The organism is Pandoraea norimbergensis, assembly GCF_001465545.3.
GTDB classification, from domain to species: Bacteria; Pseudomonadota; Gammaproteobacteria; order Burkholderiales; family Burkholderiaceae; genus Pandoraea; species Pandoraea norimbergensis.
The window spans coordinates 4,542,071-4,567,451 of record NZ_CP013480.3; the positions used below are offsets into that span (position 1 = coordinate 4,542,071).

The 25,381-nt window shown below is 62.4% G+C and carries 19 protein-coding genes; 7 read left to right on the forward strand and 12 right to left on the reverse strand.

Annotated elements, in window-relative coordinates:
- Positions 1 to 78: 78 nt before the first annotated feature.
- Positions 79 to 672 (reverse strand): DUF2059 domain-containing protein, encoded by a 594-nt coding sequence (locus AT302_RS19800; protein WP_058375480.1) that lies wholly within the window; start codon positions 670 to 672, stop codon positions 79 to 81.
- A gap of 156 nt (positions 673 to 828) precedes the next feature.
- Entirely contained in the window at positions 829 to 3,450 is a 2,622-nt protein-coding gene (gene gyrA, locus AT302_RS19805; RefSeq protein ID WP_058375481.1) for a DNA gyrase subunit A, read from the reverse strand.
- A 411-nt stretch (positions 3,451 to 3,861) separates the two neighbouring features.
- Between gyrA and ompA the strand changes: the two genes are divergently transcribed.
- Entirely contained in the window at positions 3,862 to 4,527 is a 666-nt protein-coding gene (gene ompA / locus AT302_RS19810; protein ID WP_058375482.1) for an outer membrane protein OmpA, read from the forward strand.
- Between the two features lie 299 nt (positions 4,528 to 4,826).
- Here ompA and AT302_RS19815 read toward each other — a convergent pair whose 3' ends face one another.
- Positions 4,827 to 5,615 carry a hypothetical protein gene (locus AT302_RS19815; RefSeq protein ID WP_058375483.1) on the reverse strand — a complete coding sequence of 263 codons (789 nt, stop codon included), beginning with the start codon at positions 5,613 to 5,615 and terminating at the stop codon, positions 4,827 to 4,829.
- Between the two features lie 290 nt (positions 5,616 to 5,905).
- Between AT302_RS19815 and AT302_RS19820 the strand changes: the two genes are divergently transcribed.
- Positions 5,906 to 6,373, forward strand: coding sequence for an EVE domain-containing protein (locus AT302_RS19820; RefSeq protein ID WP_058375484.1), 468 nt, complete (start codon positions 5,906 to 5,908; stop codon positions 6,371 to 6,373).
- 148 nt (positions 6,374 to 6,521) lie between these two features.
- Positions 6,522 to 7,229 carry an SIMPL domain-containing protein gene (locus tag AT302_RS19825; protein ID WP_058375485.1) on the forward strand — a complete coding sequence of 236 codons (708 nt, stop codon included), beginning with the start codon at positions 6,522 to 6,524 and terminating at the stop codon, positions 7,227 to 7,229.
- 84 nt (positions 7,230 to 7,313) lie between these two features.
- Here the strand turns inward: AT302_RS19825 and AT302_RS19830 are convergent, their stop codons facing one another.
- On the reverse strand, positions 7,314 to 9,716 hold the full coding sequence (locus AT302_RS19830; RefSeq protein ID WP_058375486.1) for a DNA polymerase II: 2,403 nt from the start codon (positions 9,714 to 9,716) through the stop codon (positions 7,314 to 7,316).
- A gap of 216 nt (positions 9,717 to 9,932) precedes the next feature.
- Here AT302_RS19830 and AT302_RS19835 point away from each other — a divergent pair, with 216 nt between their 5' ends.
- Positions 9,933 to 11,060, forward strand: coding sequence for an aminotransferase class V-fold PLP-dependent enzyme (locus AT302_RS19835; protein ID WP_058375487.1), 1,128 nt, complete (start codon positions 9,933 to 9,935; stop codon positions 11,058 to 11,060).
- A gap of 73 nt (positions 11,061 to 11,133) precedes the next feature.
- On the opposite strand, the gene AT302_RS19840 is transcribed toward AT302_RS19835, so the two are convergent.
- The 6 genes from AT302_RS19840 to dctP form a co-directional block, all read right to left on the reverse strand.
- Positions 11,134 to 12,666, reverse strand: a complete 1,533-nt coding sequence (locus AT302_RS19840) for a malonate--CoA ligase (RefSeq protein WP_058375488.1) — start codon at positions 12,664 to 12,666, stop codon at positions 11,134 to 11,136.
- A 118-nt stretch (positions 12,667 to 12,784) separates the two neighbouring features.
- Entirely contained in the window at positions 12,785 to 13,597 is an 813-nt protein-coding gene (locus tag AT302_RS19845; protein WP_084656349.1) for an enoyl-CoA hydratase/isomerase family protein, read from the reverse strand.
- A gap of 47 nt (positions 13,598 to 13,644) precedes the next feature.
- Entirely contained in the window at positions 13,645 to 15,177 is a 1,533-nt protein-coding gene (locus AT302_RS19850) for a malonyl-CoA decarboxylase domain-containing protein (protein WP_237171973.1), read from the reverse strand.
- A 27-nt stretch (positions 15,178 to 15,204) separates the two neighbouring features.
- A complete protein-coding gene (locus tag AT302_RS19855) occupies positions 15,205 to 16,548 on the reverse strand; it encodes a TRAP transporter large permease (protein ID WP_058375490.1) in 1,344 nt (447 codons plus the stop codon).
- Positions 16,545 to 17,132: a TRAP transporter small permease gene (locus AT302_RS19860; RefSeq protein ID WP_058375491.1), complete on the reverse strand. Its 588-nt coding sequence runs from the start codon at positions 17,130 to 17,132 to the stop codon at positions 16,545 to 16,547. The genes AT302_RS19855 and AT302_RS19860 overlap by 4 nt, the downstream gene beginning before the upstream one ends.
- Positions 17,129 to 18,175 (reverse strand): TRAP transporter substrate-binding protein DctP, encoded by a 1,047-nt coding sequence (dctP, locus tag AT302_RS19865; protein ID WP_058375492.1) that lies wholly within the window; start codon positions 18,173 to 18,175, stop codon positions 17,129 to 17,131. Before dctP ends, AT302_RS19860 begins: the two co-directional genes overlap by 4 nt.
- A gap of 335 nt (positions 18,176 to 18,510) precedes the next feature.
- On the opposite strand from dctP, the gene AT302_RS19870 reads away from it, so the two are divergent.
- On the forward strand, positions 18,511 to 19,182 hold the full coding sequence (locus tag AT302_RS19870) for a GntR family transcriptional regulator (protein WP_058375493.1): 672 nt from the start codon (positions 18,511 to 18,513) through the stop codon (positions 19,180 to 19,182).
- 118 nt (positions 19,183 to 19,300) lie between these two features.
- Here the strand turns inward: AT302_RS19870 and lgt are convergent, their stop codons facing one another.
- On the reverse strand, positions 19,301 to 20,194 hold the full coding sequence (gene lgt / locus AT302_RS19875) for a prolipoprotein diacylglyceryl transferase (protein WP_058375494.1): 894 nt from the start codon (positions 20,192 to 20,194) through the stop codon (positions 19,301 to 19,303).
- 160 nt (positions 20,195 to 20,354) lie between these two features.
- Positions 20,355 to 21,299 (reverse strand): LysR family transcriptional regulator, encoded by a 945-nt coding sequence (locus AT302_RS19880; protein ID WP_058375495.1) that lies wholly within the window; start codon positions 21,297 to 21,299, stop codon positions 20,355 to 20,357.
- Positions 21,300 to 21,478: 179 nt separating this feature from the next.
- Between AT302_RS19880 and ilvD (AT302_RS19885) the strand changes: the two genes are divergently transcribed.
- Complete coding sequence (gene ilvD, locus AT302_RS19885; protein ID WP_058375496.1) at positions 21,479 to 23,356, forward strand: dihydroxy-acid dehydratase; 1,878 nt, start codon at positions 21,479 to 21,481, stop codon at positions 23,354 to 23,356.
- A gap of 139 nt (positions 23,357 to 23,495) precedes the next feature.
- Positions 23,496 to 25,169: a dihydroxy-acid dehydratase gene (ilvD, locus tag AT302_RS19890; protein ID WP_058375497.1), complete on the forward strand. Its 1,674-nt coding sequence runs from the start codon at positions 23,496 to 23,498 to the stop codon at positions 25,167 to 25,169.
- Positions 25,170 to 25,381 lie beyond the last annotated feature (212 nt).

Sequence of the window (25,381 nt, forward strand, 5' to 3'; positions counted from 1 at the left end):
CCATGCAATGCAAAATGGCCGTTTGCGATCTCTCGCAAACGGCCATTATCGGTCAATCCCTGAGGGACCGGCCGGAATTTACTTCTTGGCCGGAGCCTTCGGTGCCGACTTCGACGCCGCAGCAATTTCCTGGTCAGCTTGCGAGCTGGTTGCCTGGATCGATTGCGGCATGTACTTCTGCATCAGACCGCCAACCACTTCCTGGCCGACCTGATCTTGCACCTTGATGTACTTCTGGCCAACCGGGCTCTTGTAGAACGCCGTCAGACCCTTGATTTCATCGGTCGTGTAGTACTTGCCGTAGGCGGAGTATTGGGCCTGCACGGCGTCGTTCTTGAACGCGTCCGAAGTGAAGATCTTGCCTGCGCCGTCAACCAGCTTCTGCACCGAATTTTGTTGCAGGGTCGGCACGATGGCTTGCTTCTGCGCATCGCTCAACGTCTTGTTCTCGACCAGTTGGCGTTCCAGCACTTGCGGAGCCAGTTGCTTGGCTTGCTGCTGCGCGCCTTCACCGATGGCCGTCACGAGCTTGTTCGAGTCAATCGCGTCGAGCAGTTCCTTGATGGCCGCTTTCTTGTCAGCGTCCAGCGGAGCGCTCGCCGGGGCCTGAGCCATTGCCATTGCCGGGGCTGCCAACAGCAGCCACATCCACTTCTTGACGTTGTGTTGCATAGTAATAGTCACTCCAAAATTCGCCGGCTCCCGCCAACGATAAATAGATGCATCCTCGCCTGGGCATTTCACTGCATCGGGCCAGATTCTACTGACTTTTCGGGGTAATGCACCTACAGCTTACAACGAGTTACGGTTACAACCAGTTACGGCGCGTCACTCGGTAGCGTCAGCTTCCGCCGCATCATCGCCGCCTTCCGCGTCGCCGTTCTCTGCGACTTCGGCGTCGGACTCAACGATGCGTTGCAGACCCGAAAGCGTCGTGCCCTCGTCCAGGCTGATCAGCGTCACCCCTTGCGTGGCCCGGCCCATTTCGCGAATTTCAGACACTCGCGTACGGATCAGCACCCCGCCCGTCGTGATCAGCATGATCTCGTCATCCGGCTCAACCAGCGTCGCCGCGACCACCCGGCCGTTGCGCTCGCTCGTCTGGATCGCAATCATACCCTTAGTGCCACGGCCGTGGCGCGTATATTCGGTGATCGAAGTCCGCTTGCCGTAGCCGTTTTCGGTCGCCGTCAGCACCGACTGCTGCTCGTTTTCGGCGACCAGCAGTGCGATGACTGTCTGACCGTCCTCAAGCTGCATACCGCGCACGCCGCGAGCCTCACGGCCCATCGGACGCACGTCGTTCTCGTCGAAACGCACAGCCTTGCCCGAATCGGAGAACAGCATCACGTCGTGCGCACCATCGGTAATGGCAGCGCCGATCAGCACGTCGCCGTCATCGAGATTCACGGCAATGATGCCCTTCTTGAGCGGTCGGCTGAAGGCCGCCAGCGGCGTCTTCTTGACCGTGCCCAAGCTCGTTGCCATGAACACGAAGCGATCTTCCGTGAACTGCTTGACCGGCAGCACCACGTTGATCTTCTCGCCATCCTGCAACGGGAACATATTGACGATCGGACGGCCACGCGAGTTCCGCGAACCTTGCGGCACTTCCCAGACCTTGATCCAGTAAACCCGGCCGCGGTTCGAGAAGCACAGGATCGTATCGTGCGTGTTCGCGATGAACAGCGTATCGATCCAGTCGTCGTCCTTGGTCGCCGCCGCCTGCTTGCCTCGGCCGCCGCGCTTCTGCGCACGGTATTCGGACAGCGGCATCGACTTGATGTAACCCGTATGCGACAGGGTAACCACCATGTCCTGCGGTGTGATCAGATCTTCGGTATCCAGTTCCGTGGCGTTGTGTTCGATGGTCGAGCGGCGGGCATCGCCGAACTCGGCACGCACGGCGGTCAGCTCTTCGCTGATGATTGCCGTCACACGTTCCGGGCGGGCCAGAATGTCCAGCAGGTCGGCGATCTGCGCCATCACTTCCTTGTACTCGGAAACGATCTTGTCTTGTTCCAGGCCCGTCAGGCGTTGCAGACGCATCTGCAAGATTTCCTGCGCCTGCGTTTCCGACAGACGGTACAGGCCGTCGAGCTGCATGCCCACGGCGGCGTCGAGCCCTTCCGGACGATAAGCCGCACGGCCGCCTTGCGTTTCGCTCTCGGCACGCGCGAGCATGTCGCGCACCACCGACGAATCCCACGCCTTTTCCATCAACGCGGCCTTCGCGATCGGCGGCGTCGGGGCCGCTTTGATGATCGCGATGAAGTCGTCGATGTTAGCGAGTGCTACTGCCAGACCCTCGAGTACATGGCCACGTTCACGCGCACGACGCAGTTCGTAGACCGTACGGCGAGTAATCACTTCGCGGCGGTGCGCCAGGAAGTGCACCAGCATTTCACGCAGATTCAGCAGCTTGGGCTGGCCGTCGACCAGCGCCACCATGTTCATGCCGAACGTGTCCTGCAACTGCGTGTGCTTATATAGATTGTTCAGCACGACTTCAGGTACTTCGCCGCGCTTGAGCTCGATCACCACGCGCATGCCGCTCTTGTCGGACTCGTCGCGGATGTCGGAAATGCCTTCCAGACGCTTTTCGTTGACCAGCTCGGCGATACGCTCGAGAAGTGTGCGCTTGTTAACTTGATAGGGCAGCTCGTCGACGATGATCGCCACGCGTTGACCGCGGTCGATATCCTCGAAGTGAGTCGTTGCTCGCATCACGACACGGCCGCGACCGGTGCGGTAGCCCTCACGCACGCCGGAGATACCGTAGATGATGCCTGCCGTCGGGAAGTCCGGAGCCGGGATGATCTCAATGAGTTCATCGATGGTGGCGTCCGGGTTCTTGAGAACGTACAGACACCCTTCGACCACCTCATTGAGGTTGTGCGGCGGGATGTTCGTCGCCATACCGACGGCAATACCCGACGAACCGTTCAGCAGCAAGTTCGGGATACGGGCGGGCAGAATCAGCGGTTCCTTCTCGCTGCCGTCGTAGTTCGGACCGAAGTCGACGGTTTCCTTGTCGATGTCCGCGAGCAGTTCATGGCCGATCTTGGCCATACGGACTTCCGTGTACCGCATTGCGGCAGCGTTGTCGCCGTCGACCGAGCCGAAGTTGCCCTGACCATCGACCAGCATGTAACGCAGCGAGAACGGCTGCGCCATGCGAACGATCGTGTCGTATACAGAAGCGTCACCGTGCGGGTGGTACTTACCGATGACGTCACCGACGATACGCGCCGATTTTTTGTATGCCCGGTTCCAGTCGTTATTCAACTCGTGCATGGCAAACAGCGCCCGGCGGTGAACCGGTTTCAGGCCATCACGTACATCGGGCAATGCACGGCCGACGATCACGCTCATCGCGTAATCGAGGTACGACCGTCGCATTTCTTCTTCGAGTGAAATCGGGAGAGTTTCTTTGGCGAACTGATCCATTATCCGTGTCTATCAAACGCTCATCGCGATAGGCGGTTGCCAGCGATATGATCTCGGGATTCTAACATGCCCGCTATTGGCATCCGAAACCGGCGTGATGCAGCGCACAAGACATATCGAGGACGCCAAAACGTCGGTGAGCGAAGAAGAATGAAACGGTTGGCGAGGCGCCTCAAAAGGTGTTGCGCTCAAACCACAACTGCGCCATGAGGGGCGGCAAACCTGGGTTTTTTCTCGCGGGCGGCAGGAGCGCTATGGCAAAATGCGACGGCATAAGTTAGACATTATTCGAAGTGCATGGGCCATGCTTTCGCGCACTCGGCGATGTTATACTTCGAGCGATGTAAGACTTTGGTTCCGTCGTCTAGGCTCGCAGTAAACCTGCGGTAATCTCATTTCGAGAGGAGAAATATGAATAAATTCGCTAAGCTCGCGATCGTTGCAGCTACCGCAGTGATGGCTGCTTCGGCTATGGCTCAAAATTATGTCCAGACCGCTCCGGGTCCGATCGCGGCCTCGAAACAAGCAGTCAACGACAACTGGGTTAACGGCAGCGGCGAGTGGGTTTGGAAGAACGGTTCGGACGAACTGTGCTGGCGCGATGCCTACTGGACCCCGGCGACGGCCAACGCCAAGTGCGACGGCTCGATCATCGCTCAGGCTCCGGCTCCGGCACCGACCCCGGTCGCTCCGGTGATCCAGTCGCAAAAGGTCACGTACCAAGCCGACGCCCTGTTCGACTTCGACAAAGCCATCCTGAAGCCGGCCGGTAAGGAAAAGCTGGATGACCTCGCAGGCAAGGTCCAAGCACTGAATCTGGAAGTTGTGGTCGCCACGGGTTACACCGACCGCATCGGTTCGGACAAGTACAACGACCGTCTGTCGCTGCGCCGCGCGCAAGCTGTGAAGGCTTACCTGGTTAGCAAGGGTGTCGAAGCCAACCGTGTCTACACGGAAGGCAAGGGCAAGCGTAACCCGGTTACCACGGGTTGCAACCAGAAGAACCGCACTCAGCTGATCTCGTGCCTGGCACCGGATCGCCGCGTGGAAGTGGAAGTGGTCGGCACGAGCAAGTAACTAGCTCGCCGATTGAAAAACCCCGCCTCGGCGGGGTTTTTTTTCGTCTGTCGACGGCCAAACGTGTCGAATTCGCCACGAAGCCGTCTCATTGGTATCGCGCATCCGTCTCAGTCGACCAACCGGGCCCCGACGCCGCCTGCGACATCAAGTCGCATCGGGCATAGAGGCACTGGCTTCCGGTCTGAACCTTCCGGCCTGAAACTTCCGGTCCGAAACTTCCGGCCTGAAACTTTCGGGATGCAAGCTTTCGGGATGCAAGCCTCGGGACTCAAGCCTCGCTTCTGAAGCCTCTGATCTCAAGCCTCGCTCCCCAACTGCGGGTATTGCCGCTTCACCATGAAGGACATCAGCGCCTTCACCGGCCGGTCACGCCACCACGAACCGGTCTCCAGCGGCTTGAACATCATGCGCGTCGCAGCCTCCACCGGCATGTACTGCTTCATGACCTCGCCCGACATCGCGAGAAACGCCTCCCATTTCATCATTTCAAACGGTGGCGGCGAGCGCCAGAAGCTGTTGAGCGGCTCGAAGGCGAACGCAATGTCCTCATCGCGCACCAGTTCACTGCGCGCCACCATCGTGCGCAAGCGGCTGATAACGCCATGCTGCTCCACGGCGTTATAGCGGTCGAAGGTCTTGCGGAAGTACCGGTAGTGACCCACCTCTTCGTTGCTCAGCTTGTGCATCATCTGCTTGAGCTCTTCCACCGGCATATACGATTCGAGGCAGCGATAGATCATGGCGGTCTGCGTTTCCGTCACGCATCGCGACAGCGCTTCGAGCGCCAGGGATGGCCGCATATGCTCCACGTCGCAACGCGGCTTGTAGCGGGCCAGAAACGCGTCGTAGGCGGGTGCCCAGTCGAATTCGGGCCAGACACGTGCGATGTAGTCTTTGGCCAGACGCCCGTGCTCGACCTCTTCGGGCAGCCAGGTATCGCGCAACCACGCCTTCATTTCCGCGTCATCGCCGTACATCTGGTTGAGGGTGGAAACGAACTCCGGCACGCTGGTCTCGATGAATGACACCGTGGCCAGGGAATAGAAGATGAACGCGTTCGTTCGGACTGACGGCTCTGCTGCCATGACACACTCTCCTATCGGCATAGGCGGTTGAACATGTATCGCTCAAGCACGTACATGCACCTCGGGCGAGGCGCCGCAGGCGACGGGCAGTTGCTGCACCGCACATCACGCCTGCTACCCCATCCGTTGCATGATGAGGCTCATAAAGGTCATACGAAGTTCACAAAGGCATAGTATAGGAATTGTCTCGATATCGCAGCGCGGCACACAATCGATTACAAATGCGCCGGTATTACGCCAGTTGTGCGAGGATATCCGCTGTTCCGCCAACAAAAACAACCGTAACCAACATGACGCAACGCTACTGGCTGATGAAATCCGAGCCTGAAGAGGCAAGCATCGACGATCTCGCGAGTGCCAAGCAGCAAACCCTGCCATGGACCGGTGTACGCAACTATCAAGCGCGCAACTTCATGCGCGACGACATGCGTGTCGGTGACGGCGTTCTGTTCTATCACTCCAGTTGCGCCGTGCCGGGTATCGCCGGTCTGGCGACTGTCGCCTCGACCGCCTACCCCGACCCGACCCAGTTCGACCCGAAGAGCCCCTACTACGACGTCAAGTCGAGCCCCGCCACGCCGCGCTGGCTGCTCGTCGACGTCAAGCTCGACCGCAAGACCCGTCTGGTGCCGCTCACGGAAATGCGCGAGACGCCCGAACTGGAAGGCATGCTCGTACTCGCACGCGGCAATCGACTGTCGATCACGCCGGTCGCGCCCGAGCACTGGAAATTCATCAGCAAGCACTTACTCAAATAGCGATTGGGAACCAATTTTGCACCGATAGCGTCTCTATAACGTTGTCGATGAACGCATAGTGCGCCCCCCTTAGGCCTACGGCGCGCATCGGCGACCGGTCAAACGTTCGCCATTCAGACGCGAACTTACATTCAAAAAAGGACAATCTATGCGCAAATCTCTCGCTGCCGCCCTGTTGATCGCCACTGCCGCCAACGCAGCCTATGCCCAGTCGGGCGACGAGTCGAACCGCCAGCTCGCGGGCGTGCTGGGCCTCGAAGCCCATGCCACGAAGGAAGTCGATCAGGACACCGTGCACATCACGATGTCGGCGGAAGAACAAGGCGCCGATGCCGCCACCGTGTCGCGCAACCTGACGCAAAAGGCGAACAATGCGATGGCCAAGGCCAAGACGCAGAACGCCGTGCAAGTGCAGACGGGTAACGTCTCGCTGTACCCGACGACCAACCGCGACGGCAAGATCACCGCGTGGCGTGGCCGCACCGAACTGCAACTGAAGTCGAAGGATTTTGGCGCAGCGTCGCGTCTGGCCAGCGAAATCTCCGGCCAGATGCAAATGGACGGCGTGTCGTTCTCGCTCTCGCGTGAAGCGCAGGAAAAGACGCAGGCCGAGTTGACCAATCAGGCCATCCAAGCCTTCCGCGATCAGGCGCAAAGCAACGCGACGGCGTTTGGCTACAAGAGCTACACGATCCGTCAGGTGCAGGTCGGCGCCAACGCCCCGATCATGCCGCGTATGTACGCGATGAAGGCTGCGCCGATGGCTGCCAGCGCCGACGCTGCGCCGCCGATGCAACTCGAAGGCGGCAAGACGCAAGTCACTGTGACCGTCTCGGGCACAGTGCAAATGAAGTAAGCCTTCGCATCGCTATCGCATCCGGCGATCGACGCAACGAAAAAGCCGCCCTCTCACGGGCGGCTTTTTTATTGGCCGTTTGTCTTAGAACAACCCCATCTGCCGCGTCACCAGCGTGTCGAACGCATCGCCCACGAAGGGCAGAATCGCGTCCGCGACAGGTTTGAGTTGATTCTCAAGATAGTGCTCGTAGTCGAGTGCCGAACGGCGGTCCTCAAGCGGCTCGGGCCCGCCCGTTGTCATCACGTAGCTGATCCAGCCACCGTTCTGATACTGCGGCGGGCGCCCATGACGGCGATTGAAGTCATCGGCGAGACGCGCAGCACGCACATGCGGCGGCACGTTGCGCTCGTAGTCGCCCAACTTGCGGCGCAGCCGCTTGCGGTAAACCAGCCGGTCATCCATCTCGCCCGCGAGCGTACGCGCCACATAATCGCGCACGTATTCCTGATACGGTTCGCCGCGAAAAATGCGTGAGTACAGGTCTTGCTGAAACTGCTGCGCGAGCGGCGACCAGTCGGTGCGAACCGTCTCCAGCCCCTTGTAGACCACCGCCTCGCTACCATCGGGCTGCATCACCAACCCTGCATATCGCTTCTTGCTGCCCTGCTCTGCGCCACGCACGGTCGGCATCAGAAAGCGTCGATAGTGCGTGTCGAACTCCAGCTCCAGCGCGCTTTCCAGATCGTAGGTTTCACGCAGATGCGTGCGCCACCAATCATTGACGTGCGTCACCAATGCCCGGCCAATATCCTCCGCCTGCGCCTCTGTGCGCTGCACGCGCAACCATACGAACAGCGAGTCCGTATCGCCGTAGATGACCTGATACCCGCGCGCCTGAATCAGCTCGCGCGTCTTGCGCATGATCTCGTGTCCGCGCATCGTGATCGACGACGCCAGACGCGGATCGAAGAAGCGGCAGCCGCTCGACCCCAGCACGCCGTAAAACGCATTCATGATGATCTTCAGCGCCTGCGACAACGGCGCGTTCTTCTCGCGCTTCGCTTCGTCCCGCCCCTGCCACACCTGCCTGACGATGGCCGGCAAACAGTGCCGCGTGCGAGAGAAACGTGCACCGAGAAATCCCGGGACCGAATCGACGTCGCCGGGACGATGCATCCCTTCCACCAGCCCGACCGGATCGATCAGGAACGTGCGAATGATCGACGGATACAGGCTCTTGTAGTCGAGCACCAGCACCGAGTCGTACAACCCGGGCCGCGAGTCCATCACGAAACCACCGGGGCTCGCCGCGCCTTCGATATCCCCCACGTTGGGTGCCACATAGCCCTGCCGGTGCATCGCCGGCAGATACAGGTGAGTGAACGCCGCCACTGAGCCACCACTGCGATCGAGCGCCAGTCCGGTGACCGCCGAGCGCTCCAGCAGGAACGCCAGCAGTCCGGTTTTCGCGAAAATGCGGGTGACCAGTTCGCAATCCTTCAGGTTGTAGCGCGCCAGCGCGGGCTTGTCCTCGGCGAACATCCGGTCGATCTCGGCCATGCGCTCATACGGCGTATCGATCGCCTTGCCCTCGCCCAGCAACGTCTGCGCCACGTTCTCGAGACTGAACGATGGAAAGGTCCACGTGGCCGAGCGCAATGACTCGATGCCGTCGATGAACACCCGGCCCGGCGCGCTCGCGAAGAAGTGATTGCGATGCTCGCGCCATTCGAGCGGCGTATTACCCCGCCCCAGCAGCAGCGGCGTTTGAAACCGCGTCGCGCTCTCGTGCAGCACACGCAAATCGAACTGGATCAGGTTCCAGCCGATGATGGCGTCGGGATCGTGACGGACCAGCCAGTCGTTCAGGCTCTCGATGAGTTGCGCACGGGTATCGCGATACTCCAGCGAGAAGTCGATATCGGCATGATCATCCCCATTGGCCGGCCCAAGCATATAGACCTGCCGCTGCCCGCAGCCTTCCAGCGCAATCGAGTACAGGTCGCCTTGGATAGTCGTTTCGATATCGAGCGACACGATGCGAAGCGCCGGGCGATAGCGCGGCGCGGGCTTCATCCGTACGTCGACGAGGAGTCCACCGGGGCCATCGAAACCTTCAGTATCCCCGGGACGATCCGTGCCCAACTGCCCGGCGAATTCCACCGGTGCTGTAATGAATCGCTCCATCAGAAAGCGTTCGGGCGGGCGAATGTCGGCTTCGTAGACATCGATGCCCGCGCCGCGCAGCAGCGTTTCCAATTTGAGCAGCGGACGTTGATGGCGGCAGTACACCCCCAACACAGGCCGACGGTGAAAATCCGTCAGCGCCAGTTCGCGCAATTCGTACTGGTCGGATTGGCGTTCGTTGCGCAGCAACGTTTCCAACCGGGCGCGGTGTTCTACCGGGACGAAAACGACATTGGTCTGCACGGGCAGCCGCACCCGTCGCGGTCCGTCGCCGGTGGCGAGCCAGAACTCGACTTCGGTGCCCGCGGGCGTATCGCGCCAATGCCGTGTGAGGAGAAAACCGTGCTGTCGATCCACCAGAAGCCGCTTTACGTATGCAAGATGAGGGGTGATTGCGTTTCGCGTATTTTACGTCGCGGCGTCCAAACGCACCCCACCGGCGCCCTGCCAGCACGTCGACGGCCATCTCCGAAGCGCCGCAGCACACCCGCGCCCCCGTGGTCACTCGGGTTTCGTCACCCCAGCCATTCGGGGTAGGATGACGGGCACGCAGAAAGCTAACAGGAGACGAACATGACCAGCCTTATCCCGACTGTGGACCCCGATGGCCTGCTGGAATATTCGGTGGTCTACACCGACCGGGCGCTGAACCACATGTCGCAAGCCTTTCAGGGCGTGATGCGCGACATCTCGCGCGTTCTGAAGGACGTGTATCACGCGCAAGCCGCGATCATCGTGCCGGGCAGCGGCACGTTCGGCATGGAAGCCGTCGCGCGCCAGTTTGCGACGAACAAGCGCTGTCTGGTCATTCGCAATGGCTGGTTCAGCTATCGCTGGAGCCAGATTTTCGACATGGGCAGCATTCCGGCCAGCACCGAGGTGCTCAAGGCACGCCCGGTCACCGAAGGCCGACAGGCCGCATACGCCCCGCCCCCGATCGATGAAGTCGTTGCCGCGATTCGCGAGCACAAGCCCGAGATGGTGTTTGCGCCGCACGTCGAGACTGCATCGGGCATTCTGCTGCCCGACGATTACTTGCGTGCCGTGGCCGACGCCACGCATGCAGTCGGCGGCCTGTTCGTGCTCGATTGCATCGCCTCCGGCACGATCTGGGTCGACATGGAAGCCACGGGCGTCGACATCCTGATCAGTGCGCCGCAAAAGGGTTGGAGCGCCTCGCCGTGCTGCGCGCTGGTGATGCTGAACGCCGCCGCGCGTGCAAAGCTCGACACCACCACCAGCACCAGTTTCTCGTGCGACCTGCGCAAGTGGCTTCAGATCATGGAAGCCTATGAGAAAGGCGGTTTCGCCTATCACGCCACGATGCCGACAGACGCCCTGAAGGTGTTGCGCGACGTCATGCTCGAAACCGAAGCGTACGGCTTCGAGAAGGTGCGTGAGGAACAACAATCGCTGGGCGACAAGGTGCGCACACTGCTCGCCAAGAAGGGATACCGCAGCGTGGCGGCGAAGGGGTTCGAGGCGCCGGGCGTGATCGTGAGCTATACCGACGACGACGCCATTCACTCCGGTAAGAAGTTTGTCGTGCAGGGCATGCAGATCGGTGCAGGCGTGCCGCTTCAGGTCGACGAGCCGGCAGACTTCAAGACGTTCCGGCTTGGGCTGTTCGGGCTGGAGAAGCTTCACAACCGTGAGCGCACGATCGACAGTCTGGCGAAGGTGCTGGACGAGATCGCCTGACGAAATCAAAACAGGAGGGCACCACGCCAACCGGCGCAGGTGTCCTCCCGCCCGACCGATTTCCGGTAACCGATTACTTGAACCGGTCGCGCAACACGTTCTTCTGTACCTTGCCCATCGTATTGCGCGGCAGTTCGGTGACGAAATGCACGCGCTTAGGCACCTTGAAGTTGGCGATGCGCTGCTTGAGCCCATCGATCACGCTGCGCTCATCGGGCGCCGCTGCCCCGCTGCGCGGCACCACCACCGCCACCACGGCTTCGCCGAAATCCGGGTGCGGCACACCGATCACGGCCGATTCCGCCACACCGTCCATTTCGTCGATGAAGCTCTCGATCTCTTTCGGGTAGACGTTGTAGCCCCCCGAGATGATCAGATCCTTCGAGCGGCCGACGATGTGCACATAGCCGTCGTCATCGAATTTGCCGACATCCCCGGTCTTGAAGAAACCATCAGCCGTGAATTCCTCTGCGGTTTTCTCCGGCATGCGCCAGTAGCCTGCGAACACGTTCGGCCCCTTGACCTGAATGTGTCCGATATCCCCCTGCCCGACTGAGGCGCCATCGTCACCCACCACCCGCACGGTCACTTCCGGCAGCGGCACGCCAACAGTCCCCGCACGACGCACCTGCGCGGCGTCGCCGTGATACGGATTCGAGACGAGCATCACCGTCTCCGACATCCCGTAACGCTCGAGAATCGTGTGGCCCGTGCGCTCGCGAAACGCATCGAACGTCTCGCGCAGCAGCGGTGCCGAACCGGAGATGAACAGGCGCACGTTGCGGCACACGTGGCGATCCAGCCCCGCTTCGGCGAGCAGCCGCACGTAGTACGTCGGCACGCCCATGAACACCGTCGCGCGCGGCAGTTGATGCAACACCTCGCGCGCATCGAACTTCGACAGCCAGAGCATCTTGCTGCCCGAATACAGCGCCGCGTGACTCGCCACGAACAGCCCATGCACGTGGAAGATCGGCAGCGCGTGCAGCAGCACATCGCCGCCGTCGCGCTCACCCCAGCCCCAGAACTGATGTAGCACGCGCGTGTTGCTTGCGAGATTGCCGTGCGAGAGCATGGCGCCCTTGCTGCGGCCGGTCGTGCCCGAGGTGTACAGAATGGCGGCCAGATCTTCCGGTGCGCGCGGCACCGACTCGAAGCTGTCGCCGAACCACGCCGCACGCTCCAGCAGCGAGCCCGTGCGATCGTCGCCCAGCGTGTACACATGCTTGGCACCGCTGGTGAAGGCGATCTTCGACACCCAGCCGAAGTTTGCCGGGCTGCACACCACCACGTCGGGCTCTGCGTTCTCGACGAAGTACGTGATCTCGGCGTCGCGATACGCCGTGTTCAGCGGCAGATACACGAGCCCTGCGCGCAGCGTTGCGAGATACAACAGCAGCGCCTCGGGTGACTTTTCGACCTGCACGGCCACGCGGGCACCCGGGGCGAGATCCAGACTTGCAAGCAGGTTCGCGATGCGGGCGCTCGCGTGTTCGAGATCGTCCCAACTGTAGTAAAGCCCCTCGGGCGTCTCAATGGCGCACGCAGATTTGTCAGCGGGAAAGCGTTCGGCAAACAGTCGATAGAGATTGGCGTCTTGCGTCATAAACGGAACCGGATTCGAAATTATCGAAACGTCGATGGAAAAAGGAAAAACGGGGGATGCTGAAGTCCGCCCATAAAACACGGCCTGCCCCGCATCGCGGGCCATCAGGTCGAGCGCGTCATCGTCCCTGAAACACCGGCGGGCGCTTTTCGAGAAACGCGGCCACGCCTTCGCGATGATCGTCGGAATTCCAATACGCGAAGGCGCGCTGCCACTCGGCTTCGGACAACGCCGGCACGGCCGGTGCCAGTCGGGCAATCAGCCACTTGTTCGCTTGCGCGGCGAGCGGCGCACCGGCCGCAATGCGCCGGGCGCAAGCGTAACCGGCCTCTTCCACCGACTCGTCGTCCACCACCCGCGTAAGCAAGCCTTTTTCGCGGGCCTCGGCAGCGCCGAACACCCGGCCTTCGAGCAGGATTTCCAACGCGGTGGCACGCTCGACCAACGCCAGCACGCCCTTGAGTTCGCCCGGCGCCATCGGAAACCCCAGCTTGTTGATGGGCACGCCAAAGCGCGACCCTTCGGCGGCGATGCGCAAGTCGCAATGTGCAGCGATCTCCAGACCACCGCCCACGCACACGCCTTCGATCAACGCGACGCTCGGATGCCGGCAATTCGCCAGCGCTTCCAGCGTCGGCCCAATGATTTCGCCGTGATACCGGCGCAGTGCATCGTAGCTGCCGCGCTCGACGGGAAACTCCTCGATATCTGCGCCTGCGGCAAAATTACCGCCCGCGCCACGAATCACGATCGCGCGCACATGGGACTCGGCGTCCAGTGCGAGCAGATGCGCCCGCAACGCGCGCCACATGGCCACCGAGATGGCGTTGAGCTTGCCGGGGTTCGAGAGCGTCAGCGTCACCAGCCCTTCGTCCGCCAGACTGTCGTCGCGTAAGACTTCGCTCACAGGTGTCTCCCTAAGTGTTGTCATTCGTGCCAGAGACGCTCATCGCGTCCCCGGCATGCGTTTCATGCGTGCTAAAGCAATCGCGATACGGCACGCCCCAGCGCCGCCTCGCCATCAATCAGCCGTTGCAGGTTGGCGTCGAGCTCATCAGGTTCATAGAGATAGTTGACCATCATGCCGCACGACTGCTTGGCCCCTTTTTTCGAGAGATCGGCATGCCAGTTGATGCGCTCCACGCGGGCGCCGTTGCCCAAGTGAAAGCGCGCCACCGGGTCACGCGGCTGCCCGCGCACGCGCTCGCGCGCGAGATAGTGCGCAGCGAGTGCTTCGCCAATGGCACGTTGCAGCGCCTGCGCACTCTTGCGCTCGGGCGACGCCTGCAACCACGCGACCAGTTGTGCACCGGTGGCCTCGGCGGCCAGCGACGTATCCTGCGCGAGCAGCTTCAGTCGCTTAGGCCCAAGCGTTTGTGCGACGCCGGTGGCCGGCAACGACTTCAACCAGTCGCTAAACCCCGGAATCGGCGAGAGCGTGGCGAAGTTGCGCAGCTTCGGAAAATCGACGTGCAACTCGTCGATCACCCGCTTGAGCAGGAAGTTGCCGAAACTCACGCCGCGCAGCCCCGGCTGCGTGTTCGAGATGGAATAGAAGATGGCCCAGCGCACGCGCCGCAGGTCTTCAAGCGGCGCCTTTTCGTCGAGCAGTGAATGCACGTCTGCGGCCATGTCGGGCACGAAGGCGACTTCCACAAAAATCAGCGGCTCGCGCGGCATGCGCGGATGGAAAAACGCGTAGCAGCGACGGTCGGAATCCAGCCGGTTGCGCAAATCTGCCCACGACGAGATTTCGTGCACTGCTTCATAACGCATGAGCTTTTCGAGCAACGATGCGGGTGAGTCCCACGTGATCGGATGCAACTCAAGCAGGCCGACGTCAAACCATGTCGAGAACAGGCTGCCGAGATCGTCTTCAAGGGCAGCAAGCCCCGGCAAGGCGGCACGGTGATGCAGCATGTCGGCACGCCAGCGCACGAGAAACGGCAGGCCATCCGGCAGCGCGTTAAAACGCTTGAGAAAGCGCACGCGCTCACTGCCGAGTGCCCCCGCCAATCCGCTGGCGGCACGCTTTGGCGTCGCATCGCCATCTTTCCCGCCGTCACTACCCACGCTGTCCGTGCTGCCGCAGACATCCGCCACCACTTGCAGCAGTGCGAGTTGCTCAGACGGGGGCGCTTCGCAGTAACGCGTCATGAAGTCGCGCGCCGCTTCGTTGGCCGCCGAATCGGTCAACCGTGCCGACAGACACTGCGCCAACTGACGCCGCAGCGCCGCTTCGGCTCGCGCGGAGAGCTTGGCCGGCGCCACCTTGCCGTCGCCCTTCGCATCCGGCTTGCCGCCCTCGCCCGGACCTCCCGTGCCGCCGGCCCCGCCGCGTCCGAACCACTGTCCCAGCCGCGCTTTCAGCGACGGCTTCGACGGCGACGGCACCGGCGCGCTCACGTCCACCGCACTCTCGGGCGTCGTACGCTCCGAGGACGCGGATGACGCGGACAGGGAAAGCGAGACCGGGGCGGTCATCGCGGACAGGATCGGCTCATCCTTCATGGCTTCCTCTCAAGTCGAACAATCAACTTACCCCATCACCCAATCCGGCAGCCACAGCGAGAGGCCCGGCATCAGGCAAATCAGGGCGACAGCGACAATCATCAGCACCACAAACGGCATCACACCCCAGACGATGTCGCGCAACGCAATGTCGGGCGCCGTGTTCTTGATGACGAATATGTTGAGTCCCACGGGCGGGTGAATCAACCCCAGTTCCATGACAATCGTCATCACGACGCCAAACCACACGAGATCGAAACCGGCCGCGCGCAGTGGCGGCAGAATGATCGGCGCGGTCATCAGGATGATGCTCACCGGCGGCAGGAAAAAGCCAAGCACGACGACCATCAGCAAGATAGCCACCAACAGCACCCAGCGCGACAAGTGCAGTCCCACGATCCACTGCGCGGCCGACTGACTGATGTGCAGATAGCTCATCACGTACGAATACAGCAGCGACATCCCGATGATGAACATCAACATCGTCGATTCACGCAGCGTACTCGTGAGAATCGGCGCGATCTGGCGCGGACGCCACATGCGATAGATCACAGCGATGAGCGCCAGCGCGAGCAGACCGCCCAACCCGGCCGTCTCCGACGGCGTCGCATACCCGCCGTAGAGCGCCGCCATCACACCAATCAGCAAGGTGATGAAGGGCAGCACGCGGGGCAGCAGCGCAAGCTTCTCGCGCAATGTGGCGGGCGGTTCGTTGGGGAACGGCGACGGTGTTCCGTCGCGTGCCAGCGCGATCTGCGCGGCGCCGTATTCCTTGCGATAGCGCCACGCCGCGTAACACGAGAACAACCCCACCAGCAGCAGCGCCGGCACGATGCCCGCGAGGAACAAGCGCCCGAGCGACTGTTCAGCGGCCACCGCGTAGAGAATCATCGTGATCGAAGGCGGCAGCAGAATGCCCAGCGTGCCACCGGCGGCGATGATGCCCGCAGCGAAGCCCGGCGAATAACCGCGCATGCGCATCTCGGGAATTCCGGCACTGCCGATCGCCGAACACGTCGCCGGGCTCGACCCGGCCATGGCCGCGAACAGCCCACAGGCGAACACGTTGGCGATGCCGAGCCCGCCCGGAATCCGCCGCATCCACGCGTGCAACGCCAGATACAGATCCTGCCCCGCGCGTGATTTGCCGATCGCCGCGCCCTTCAGGATGAAGAGCGGAATCGACAGCAGCGTGATGCTGGCCATCTCCTCGTAGACGTTTTGAGTCACCGTATCGAGCGACGACGCGGGCATGAAGCCGAACATGAACGCAACGGCCACGGCACCAAGGGCAAAGGCAATGGGCATGCCCGAGAACATGGCGACCAGCGTCGCGCCGCCGTATAGCAGGCCAATCGTGAGCTCGCTCATACGTGCGTGCCTCCCTTGCGATTCGACGCTTGCCCGTCGTCGGCCCGAGGGCCCATCTCACAAGCGCCGATGGCGATTTGCAGCAGCAATTGCACGGTGAGCAAGGTCATGCCGCCCGCCATCAATCCATACGGGATCGCCAACGGCGGGCTCCACGTCGAGCTACTGGTCTGCCCGTCGACATAGGCTTCCCAGAACAGCGTCCACGACTTCCATGCGAAGAACGCGCAGAACGCGAACGTGACGATGTCGACAAACCAGCGCCGGATGCGATTCACGCGTGGCGAGAGCAGTGTCGTGATGGCTTCGATGCCGATGTGACCGCGCAAATGCTGCACATGCGCGGCGCTGACGAACGTCGCGCCCACCAGCAGGAACACGGCGGCCTCGTCCTGCCAGTCGGTGGCGAGCTTGAGCACATGCCGGGCAAACACGCTGTAGCTGAGCACCAGCGCGGCCCCCACGAGCGCGAGCATGCACACGACCATGAGCAGGCGGCTCACGCCCTGCAAGAGGGCGTCGAGCCGACGCAAGACGCGGGTTCGCGGCACCACGGGATCGGCCCCCATGGCGACCCCGCTCATGCAGGCACCTTCTCGGCGAGCGCGAGCAACTTGGCGCAGGTATCCGACTTGCTGGCGTAGTCCTTCCACGCCGTGCGCCGGGCAATGTCGCGCCACTTCATCACCGTGGCTTCGTCGAGGTCATAGACCTTCGCGCCCGCCTTGGTGTAGACGCTGGCGATCTGCGCGTCGTCGGCCTTGGCAGCTTCGGTACCGAACGCCTCCAGTTCCTTGCCGACTTGCAGAATGACCTGCTGCTGGTCTTTGGGCAGCTTGTCGAAGATCTGCTTCGACATGAGCAGCGGTTCGAGCATGAACCAGTAAGATTTGTTGCGCCCGGTGGTCAGATGCTTCGAGACTTCTTCGAGACGGAACGACATCAGGCTCGTCGACGACGTCATGGCCGCATCCATCGCGCCGGTCTGCATGGCGGCATACAACTCGTTGGACGGCAGCGAGATCACGGCGGCGCCGGCTTCCTTCAGCATCATGTCCATCTCGCGGCTGCCGCCGCGCACCTTCATGCCCTTGGCGTCTTCCGGGGCAACGAGCGGTGCCGAACGGCTGGCAACGCCACCGGCCTGCCAGACCCAACTGACGATCACGATGTTCTTGTCGGCGAGCACGTCGGTCAGCACCTTGCCGATTTCGCCGCCCCGCCACGCGTTGCCTTGGGCGTACGACGTCACCAACCCCGGCATCAGCCCAATATTGAGTTCGCGCACCTCACCACCGGCGTACGGCAGCGGGTAAAGCGAAAGATCGAGCGCGCCCCGGCGCAACGCCGAGAACTGCGAATTGGTCTTCATGAGCGAGCTGCCCGGATAGACCTGAAATTTGAGCGCGCCATTTGTGCGCTTTTCGACTTCCTGCGCGAACTTGCGGCACAGCCGATCACGAAAGTCGCCTTCGGTGAGGGTGCCCCCGGGGAATTGATGCGAAATCTTGAGCGGACCGGTCTGCGCGAAAGCGCTGCCCCACGGGCTGGCCAGCCCGCCGGTCACGAGCGCCGATGCGGCGCCCAGCATGAGTTGCCGCCGCAGCGGGGAAGGTGTCGTCTCCATGGCGTCTCCTGTCACTTCTGTCAGTGATGAACCGGCGAAGCACGATGTCTGACGTCGCCCGGGCCGAAGATCGCCCCGGGTGCACCACCGGCCCAACCGGCACTGCATGTACGGATGACTTGCTTTGTTTTTTGATATTTCGAGTACAGAAGTTGCCGCACTCGAGATGAAATCGTATAGTTATTCCGCCACGGTGTATACAAATTGACCGCGCAAAAAATACACTTTCGGCGTTAACCCCGATCTTCAGGCAACGCTCACCGCGTTACCTTGATCGAAATTCCCCCATTCACGACCCGGGCGACCGGATCGACTTACGTCCTAGCGAGAGCGTCATGACGGTAAAACCGAAGCGATCGGAAGCGCTGCGCCAGGCCATCGAAGAGAAGATTGCACTGGGGGAATATCCGCCAGGCATGCGGCTGGACGAAGCCGAGTTGTCGGCCACGTTTGGCGTGTCGCGCACGCCGTTGCGCGAGGCACTGATTCAGTTGGGCATGTCGGGCGTGGTGGAGATGCGCCCGAGGCGCGGTGCCGTGGTCGCCGAAGTCGATCCGAAGCGGCTTTGCGAGATGTTCGAAGTGATGGCAGAGCTCGAATCGATGTGCGGCCGGCTCGCCGCACGCCGCATCACCGACGCGGAGCTGGCCGAGCTGCGCACCACCCATCTGGCGAGTCAGGCGGCGGCCGAGGCCCGCGATCTCGACCGGTACTACACCATCAACGCCAGCTTCCACGCACAGATCTACGCCGCGAGTCACAACGCCTATCTTCACGAAACGGCGTTGCAGTTGCACCAACGGCTGCGCGTCTACCGCCGCATGCAGTTGCGCGTACGCGACCGGCTCGGGCACTCGTTTGCCGAACACGACGCCGTCTTTCGTGCGATCGAAGCCGGTGATGCCGACGCCGCCGCCGAAGGTTTGCGCGGCCACGTCACCGTGCAAGGCGAGCGCTTTGGCGATCTCATGGCATCGCTGCGGGCGCTGGAACGCAAGGCGGGATAACGCGGCGTAGGGAGATAAAAAACGGGCTGCCGGAGAAAAAACCGGCAGCCCGTTTGATTTTGCGCAGGCGGTCAATCGACCGCGCGACTCAGTGCGACTTAGCGCGACTTAGTGCAGCCTAGCGTGACGCGACTGTTGGCGCGGCACGCCGATGCGCCCACACCAGCATGATCACGCCCGCGACGATCATCGGCAGCGAGAGCCATTGCCCCATCGACAGACCGAACGACAGCAGGCCGAGGAACGAATCCGGTTCGCGGGTGAATTCGGCGAGGAAGCGGAACAGCCCGTAGCCCACGAGGAACATGCCGGAGACCGCCCCCACCGGGCGCGCCTTACGTGCAAAGAACCACAGCAGCAGGAACAGCGCCACGCCTTCCAGCGCGACCTCGAACAACTGCGACGGGTAACGCGGCAGCCCATGGAACTGCGCGAACACCATCTGCATCGCGCTATCGGCCATCGCCTGCGGATGCGACATGGCCCATTGCGCATCTTCCGCCGCCGCTTGCGGGAACAGCATCGCCCAACGCGAATCGGGGCTCGTCACCCGGCCCCACAACTCGCCGTTGATGAAGTTGCCCAGACGTCCGGCGGCCAGCCCCAGCGGAATCATCGGCGCGATCAGATCGGTGCCTTCGAGCAGCGAATGACCGCGGCGACGCGTGAACAGCCACATCGCCACCAGCACGCCAAGGAAGCCGCCGTGGAACGACATGCCGCCTTCCCACACCTTGAAGATGTCGAGCGGGTTTGCCAGATAGAACGACAGCTTGTAGAAAATCACATAGCCCAGCCGTCCACCGAGAATCACGCCGATCACGCCGTAGAACAGCATGTCGTCGAGATCCTGCGCCTTCCAGCCTTGCGCGGCAATCGACGGCTGACGCACGCGCAAGCGTCCGACCAGCAGGAAGAGAATGAAGCCGACCAGATACATCAGGCCGTACCAGCGGATGGCGAGCGGGCCGAGGTGAATCGCGACCGGGTCGAATTGAGGATGAATCAGCATGGATCAGAAGATAGGGATTCGTGAACAAAAGTTCCGAAAATTTCCGTGAACTCGCGCACCGCCATTCACAAAAAAGCGGTGCCGCCGCGTCATGACACACAGATTCCGGCGTGCCGTCGGATGGCCTGCACAATACCACGAGCCATAGGGGGAATAGGCCCTAGTCCACCAGCGTTGCGCCGGGCGGTGTTTGTGCCACGCCACGCGCCGTTTCGAGAAAGCCTTCGAGCACAGGCGTGACTTCCGCCGTGCGCCAGAGCAGCCCGGTCTCGATCAGCGCACTGGTCTCTCGCAGGGCACGATACTCGACGCCCGTGCGGCGCAGATGACACAGCGACTGCGGCACCAGCGCTACGCCCATGCCCGCCGAGACAAGACTCACAATCGTCTGCATCTGAATCGCTTCCTGCCCGACACGCGGCGTCAGCCCCAGTGCCCCGTAGCAGCCCATGATGATGTCGTAGAACGCCGGGGCTACACGGCGCGGGAAGATCACGAGCGGCTCGTCGGCAAAGTCCGTCAGGCTGACCGGCTCGTTCGGCTCGTTCGACTTCCTCGACCCGCCCTGCCTATCCCCTCGCCCCGCCGGTAATGCCAGCATCAGCGGCTCGCGCATGATCGGCAGATAGGAGAGTTCGTTGGCAAAGCGCGCCGGCACCGGCGGGATGAAGAGGCCCGCGTCGATCCGGCCGTCCATAAGCGCCTCGACCTGCACATCGCTCGTCGCCTCCAGCAATTGCAGCCGCACGCGCGGATAGCGCTCGCCGAACTCGCGCAGCAGCGGCGGCAAGATGCCGTAATCCGCCGTCGACACGAACCCGAGCGAGAGCGTTCCCACCTCGCCGTGCGCGAGCCCTTGCGCCAGCGCGGGCAGCGCTTCGGCGTCGGCGAGAATGCGCCGCACCTCGGGCAGCAACTGCCGCCCGACCGCCGTGAGCTCCACCGAGCGGTTCGTTCTCACAAACAGCGGGGCGCCGAGCGACGCCTCCAGTGCCCGAATCTGCTGGGAGAGCGGCGGCTGGGTCATCGCCAGACGCTGCGCGGCACGTCCAAAATGACGCTCCTCGGCCACCGCCACGAAATACCGAAATTGACGCAGATCCATGATATGTTTTCCGACCTAATCCGAGTCAAATAATATATTTGACAAGCATTCAAGGAAAGACGAATCTTAACGTCCAATTCAGTCCGGCCAAAGCCCGCGTGGATCGCGTGGCTGCCCAAAAGCCGGACGACTCGCCTGACAATTCTTTACCCACAAACACCGCGTATCACGAGACGACCATGCCTCACTACCGTTCCCGCACCTCCACCCACGGCCGCAACATGGCCGGTGCCCGCGCGCTGTGGCGCGCCACCGGCATGACCGACGAAGACTTCGGCAAGCCGATCATCGCCGTGGTGAACTCCTTCACGCAGTTTGTGCCGGGCCACGTGCACCTGCGCGATCTGGGCGCCGTCGTCGCCAAGGAAATCGAGGCAGCCGGGGGTGTCGCCAAGGAATTCAACACGATCGCCGTCGACGACGGCATCGCCATGGGTCACGGCGGTATGCTCTATTCGCTGCCGTCGCGCGAACTGATCGCCGACTCGGTGGAATACATGGTCAACGCGCACTGCGCCGACGCCATGGTCTGCATCTCGAACTGCGACAAGATCACCCCGGGCATGCTCATGGCCGCCATGCGCCTGAACATCCCCGTCGTGTTCGTCTCGGGCGGCCCGATGGAAGCGGGCAAGGTCAAGTCGGGCGACGGTCAGGTGATCGCCAAGATCGACCTGATCGACGCCATGATCAAGGCCGCCGATCCGAAGATCAGCGATGCGGAAGTGGCCGAAGTCGAGCGCAGCGCCTGCCCGACGTGCGGCTCCTGCTCGGGCATGTTCACTGCCAACTCGATGAACTGCCTGACCGAAGCCATCGGCCTCGCGCTGCCGGGCAACGGCACCATCGTTGCCACGCACGCCTGGCGTCGCGGGTTGTTCGAGCAAGCCGGCCGCCTCGTGGTCGACCTGTGCCGCCGCTACTATCAGGAAGAAGACGCCTCGGTGCTGCCGCGCAACATCGCCACCAAGGCCGCGTTCGAAAACGCCATGACGCTCGACGTCGCCATGGGCGGCTCGACCAACACCGTGCTGCACTTGCTGGCCGCCGCACAGGAAGCCGGTGTCGACTTCAAGATGGCCGACATCGACCGCATCTCGCGCAACGTGCCGTGCCTGTGCAAGGCCGCGCCGGCGACCGACAAGTACCACATCGAAGACGTGCACCGTGCCGGCGGCATCATCGGCATTCTGGGTGAACTGGCGCGCGCGAACCTGCTCGACACCTCGTGCGGCAACGTGCACAGCGGCACGCTCGGCAACGCCATCGCCAACTGGGACGTGGCTGCCAGCGCCGAGAAGGTGAACGACAAGGCGCAAACGTTCTACAGCGCCGCCCCGGGTGGCGTGCCGACGACCGTGGCGTTCAGCCAGTCGTCGACGTACGCGAGCCTCGACGTGAACCGCGAAACCGGTTGCATCCGCGACCTGGAACACGCCTACACCAAGGACGGCGGTCTGGCCGTGCTGTACGGCAACCTCGCCGAAAAGGGCTGCATCGTGAAGACGGCTGGCGTGGACGAATCACAATGGGTCTTCACCGGCCGTGCGCGCGTCTATGAAAGCCAGGACGACGCCGTCGAAGCCATTCTCGGCGACAAGGTGCAGGCGGGCGACGTGGTCGTGATTCGCTACGAAGGTCCGAAGGGCGGCCCGGGCATGCAGGAAATGCTGTACCCGACGTCGTATCTGAAGTCGAAGGGGCTGGGCAAGACCTGCGCGCTGTTCACGGATGGCCGTTTCTCGGGCGGATCGTCGGGCCTCGTGATCGGTCACGCCTCGCCGGAAGCGGCCGAAGGCGGCACCATCGGTCTGGTGGAAGACGGCGATGTGATCGAAATCGACATCACGCAGCGCAAGATGCATCTGGCCGTCTCCGACGAAGAACTGGCGCGCCGCCGTGCCGCCATGGAAGCCCGTGGCGACGACGCATGGCAGCCGGTTGGCCGCGAGCGCGTGGTGTCGCAGGCCCTGCAAGCTTATGCAGCGCTGGCGACGTCGGCCGATCGCGGTGCCGTGCGCGACCTGTCGCAACTGAAGTTGGCCAAACGTGGCTGATTTCGCACTGGCAACCTGACGTAAGCCGCACGGCGCGCCCCTTCCGGAGCGCGCCGTTTTTGCATCTGACGTGTGATACAACAACGCATGTGTCTGCGTAACTGAAGCGGCGCATCCCCACAGGACAGAGGAGACAGTCATGGCATTCAACCGTCGTTCGCGCAACGTCACGCAAGGCGTGGCCCGCTCGCCCAACCGCTCGATGTATTACGCGCTGGGCTACAAGGAAGAAGACTTCGACAATCCGATGATCGGCGTGGCCAACGGCCACTCGACGATCACGCCGTGCAACGCGGGGCTGCAACGCCTCACGGACGCTGCGGTCGAGGCCATCAGAACGCATCAGGCCAACCCGCAGACCTTCGGCACGCCGACCATCTCCGACGGCATGTCGATGGGCACCGAAGGCATGAAGTACTCGCTCGTGTCGCGTGAAGTCATCGCCGACTGCATCGAGACGGCCGTGCAGGGTCAGTGGATGGATGGCGTGGTCGCCATCGGCGGCTGCGACAAAAACATGCCGGGCGGCATGATTGCACTGGCCCGCATCAACGTGCCGGGCATCTACGTCTATGGCGGCACGATCAGGCCGGGCAACTGGAAGGGCAAGGACCTGACCATCGTCTCGTCGTTCGAGGCCGTGGGCGAGTTCACCGCCGGGCGCATGACCGAGGCCGACTTCAAGGGCATCGAGAAGAACGCGTGTCCGTCGACCGGTTCGTGCGGCGGCATGTACACGGCCAACACGATGAGTTCGTCGTTCGAGGCACTCGGCATGTCGCTGCTGTACTCGTCGACCATGGCCAACCCCGATCAGGAGAAAGTCGACTCGGCGGCCGAATCGGCACGCGTGCTGATTGAAGCCGTGAAAAAGGACATCAAGCCGCGCGACATCATCACCCGCAAGTCCATCGAAAACGCCGTCGCACTGATCATGGCGACCGGCGGCTCGACCAATGCCGTGCTGCACTATCTGGCGATTGCACATGCCGCCGAAGTCGAATGGTCCATTGACGATTTCGAGCGCGTGCGCGCCCGCGTGCCGGTCATTTGCGACCTGAAGCCGTCGGGCAAATATGTCGCGACCGATCTGCACAAGGCCGGGGGCATTCCGCAAGTGCTGAAGCTGTTGCTCGACGCCGGTCTGCTGCACGGGGACTGCCTGACCATTACCGGCCGCACGATTGCCGAAGAACTGAAGGATGTGCCGTCGGTGCCGCGCGCCGACCAGCATGTGATCTACCCCATCGACAAGGCGCTCTATAAGGAAGGCCATCTGGCGATCCTCAAGGGCAACCTTGCCGAAGACGGCGCCGTCGCCAAGATCACCGGCCTGAAGAATCCCGTCATCACCGGACCGGCCCGCGTGTTCGACGACGAGCAGAGCGCGATGGACGCGATTCTTGCCGACAAGATCAAGGCTGGCGACGTGCTCGTGCTGCGCTACCTCGGCCCCAAGGGCGGGCCGGGTATGCCGGAAATGCTCGCGCCCACGTCGGCCATTATCGGCAAGGGACTGGGCGAGTCGGTCGGCTTCATCACCGACGGGCGGTTCTCCGGCGGCACATGGGGCATGGTGGTCGGCCACGTGGCTCCGGAAGCGTTCGTGGGCGGCACCATCGCGCTGGTGCAAGAGGGTGACTCGATCACCATCGATGCGCACAAGCTGGTGCTCCAACTGAACGTGCCCGACGACGAACTCGCCAAACGCCGCGCGGCATGGAAGGCCCCTGCACCGCGCTACACGCGTGGCGTGATGGCGAAGTACGCCGCGCTGGCGCAGCCTGCCAACAAGGGCGCAGTGACCGGTTGATGGATGCTATTTCCGCACGAAGGTCGTGATGACGACTTTCGCGCGGTGGCATCGTTGCAGTGAGTTTCGGCACTTCTTGCCTGCCAGGTAGACGTGCCGTTTTCATTGGGCAATCACAGGCAAAGGGGGGCGTCGGCCGCCGCCGTATAATGGCGCGTCGATGCGCCCTGCGCCACAGCTTCCCATCACTATCACGCAGCCTCGCATCGCGA

Coding starts and splice junctions, on each gene's coding strand:
- gyrA (WP_058375481.1), bottom strand. CDS start 3,450: ATGGATCAGTTCGCCAAAGAAACTCTCCCGATTTCACTCGAAGAAGAA.
- ilvD (WP_058375497.1), top strand. CDS start 23,496: ATGGCATTCAACCGTCGTTCGCGCAACGTCACGCAAGGCGTGGCCCGC.
- AT302_RS19815 (WP_058375483.1), bottom strand. CDS start 5,615: ATGGCAGCAGAGCCGTCAGTCCGAACGAACGCGTTCATCTTCTATTCC.
- AT302_RS19845 (WP_084656349.1), bottom strand. CDS start 13,597: ATGACAACACTTAGGGAGACACCTGTGAGCGAAGTCTTACGCGACGAC.
- AT302_RS19840 (WP_058375488.1), bottom strand. CDS start 12,666: ATGACGCAAGACGCCAATCTCTATCGACTGTTTGCCGAACGCTTTCCC.
- AT302_RS19860 (WP_058375491.1), bottom strand. CDS start 17,132: ATGAGCGGGGTCGCCATGGGGGCCGATCCCGTGGTGCCGCGAACCCGC.
- AT302_RS19800 (WP_058375480.1), bottom strand. CDS start 672: ATGCAACACAACGTCAAGAAGTGGATGTGGCTGCTGTTGGCAGCCCCG.
- AT302_RS19835 (WP_058375487.1), top strand. CDS start 9,933: ATGACCAGCCTTATCCCGACTGTGGACCCCGATGGCCTGCTGGAATAT.
- AT302_RS19880 (WP_058375495.1), bottom strand. CDS start 21,299: ATGGATCTGCGTCAATTTCGGTATTTCGTGGCGGTGGCCGAGGAGCGT.
- AT302_RS19850 (WP_237171973.1), bottom strand. CDS start 15,177: ATGAAGGATGAGCCGATCCTGTCCGCGATGACCGCCCCGGTCTCGCTT.
- dctP (WP_058375492.1), bottom strand. CDS start 18,175: ATGGAGACGACACCTTCCCCGCTGCGGCGGCAACTCATGCTGGGCGCC.
- ilvD (WP_058375496.1), top strand. CDS start 21,479: ATGCCTCACTACCGTTCCCGCACCTCCACCCACGGCCGCAACATGGCC.
- AT302_RS19825 (WP_058375485.1), top strand. CDS start 6,522: ATGCGCAAATCTCTCGCTGCCGCCCTGTTGATCGCCACTGCCGCCAAC.
- AT302_RS19870 (WP_058375493.1), top strand. CDS start 18,511: ATGACGGTAAAACCGAAGCGATCGGAAGCGCTGCGCCAGGCCATCGAA.
- ompA (WP_058375482.1), top strand. CDS start 3,862: ATGAATAAATTCGCTAAGCTCGCGATCGTTGCAGCTACCGCAGTGATG.
- AT302_RS19820 (WP_058375484.1), top strand. CDS start 5,906: ATGACGCAACGCTACTGGCTGATGAAATCCGAGCCTGAAGAGGCAAGC.
- AT302_RS19855 (WP_058375490.1), bottom strand. CDS start 16,548: ATGAGCGAGCTCACGATTGGCCTGCTATACGGCGGCGCGACGCTGGTC.
- lgt (WP_058375494.1), bottom strand. CDS start 20,194: ATGCTGATTCATCCTCAATTCGACCCGGTCGCGATTCACCTCGGCCCG.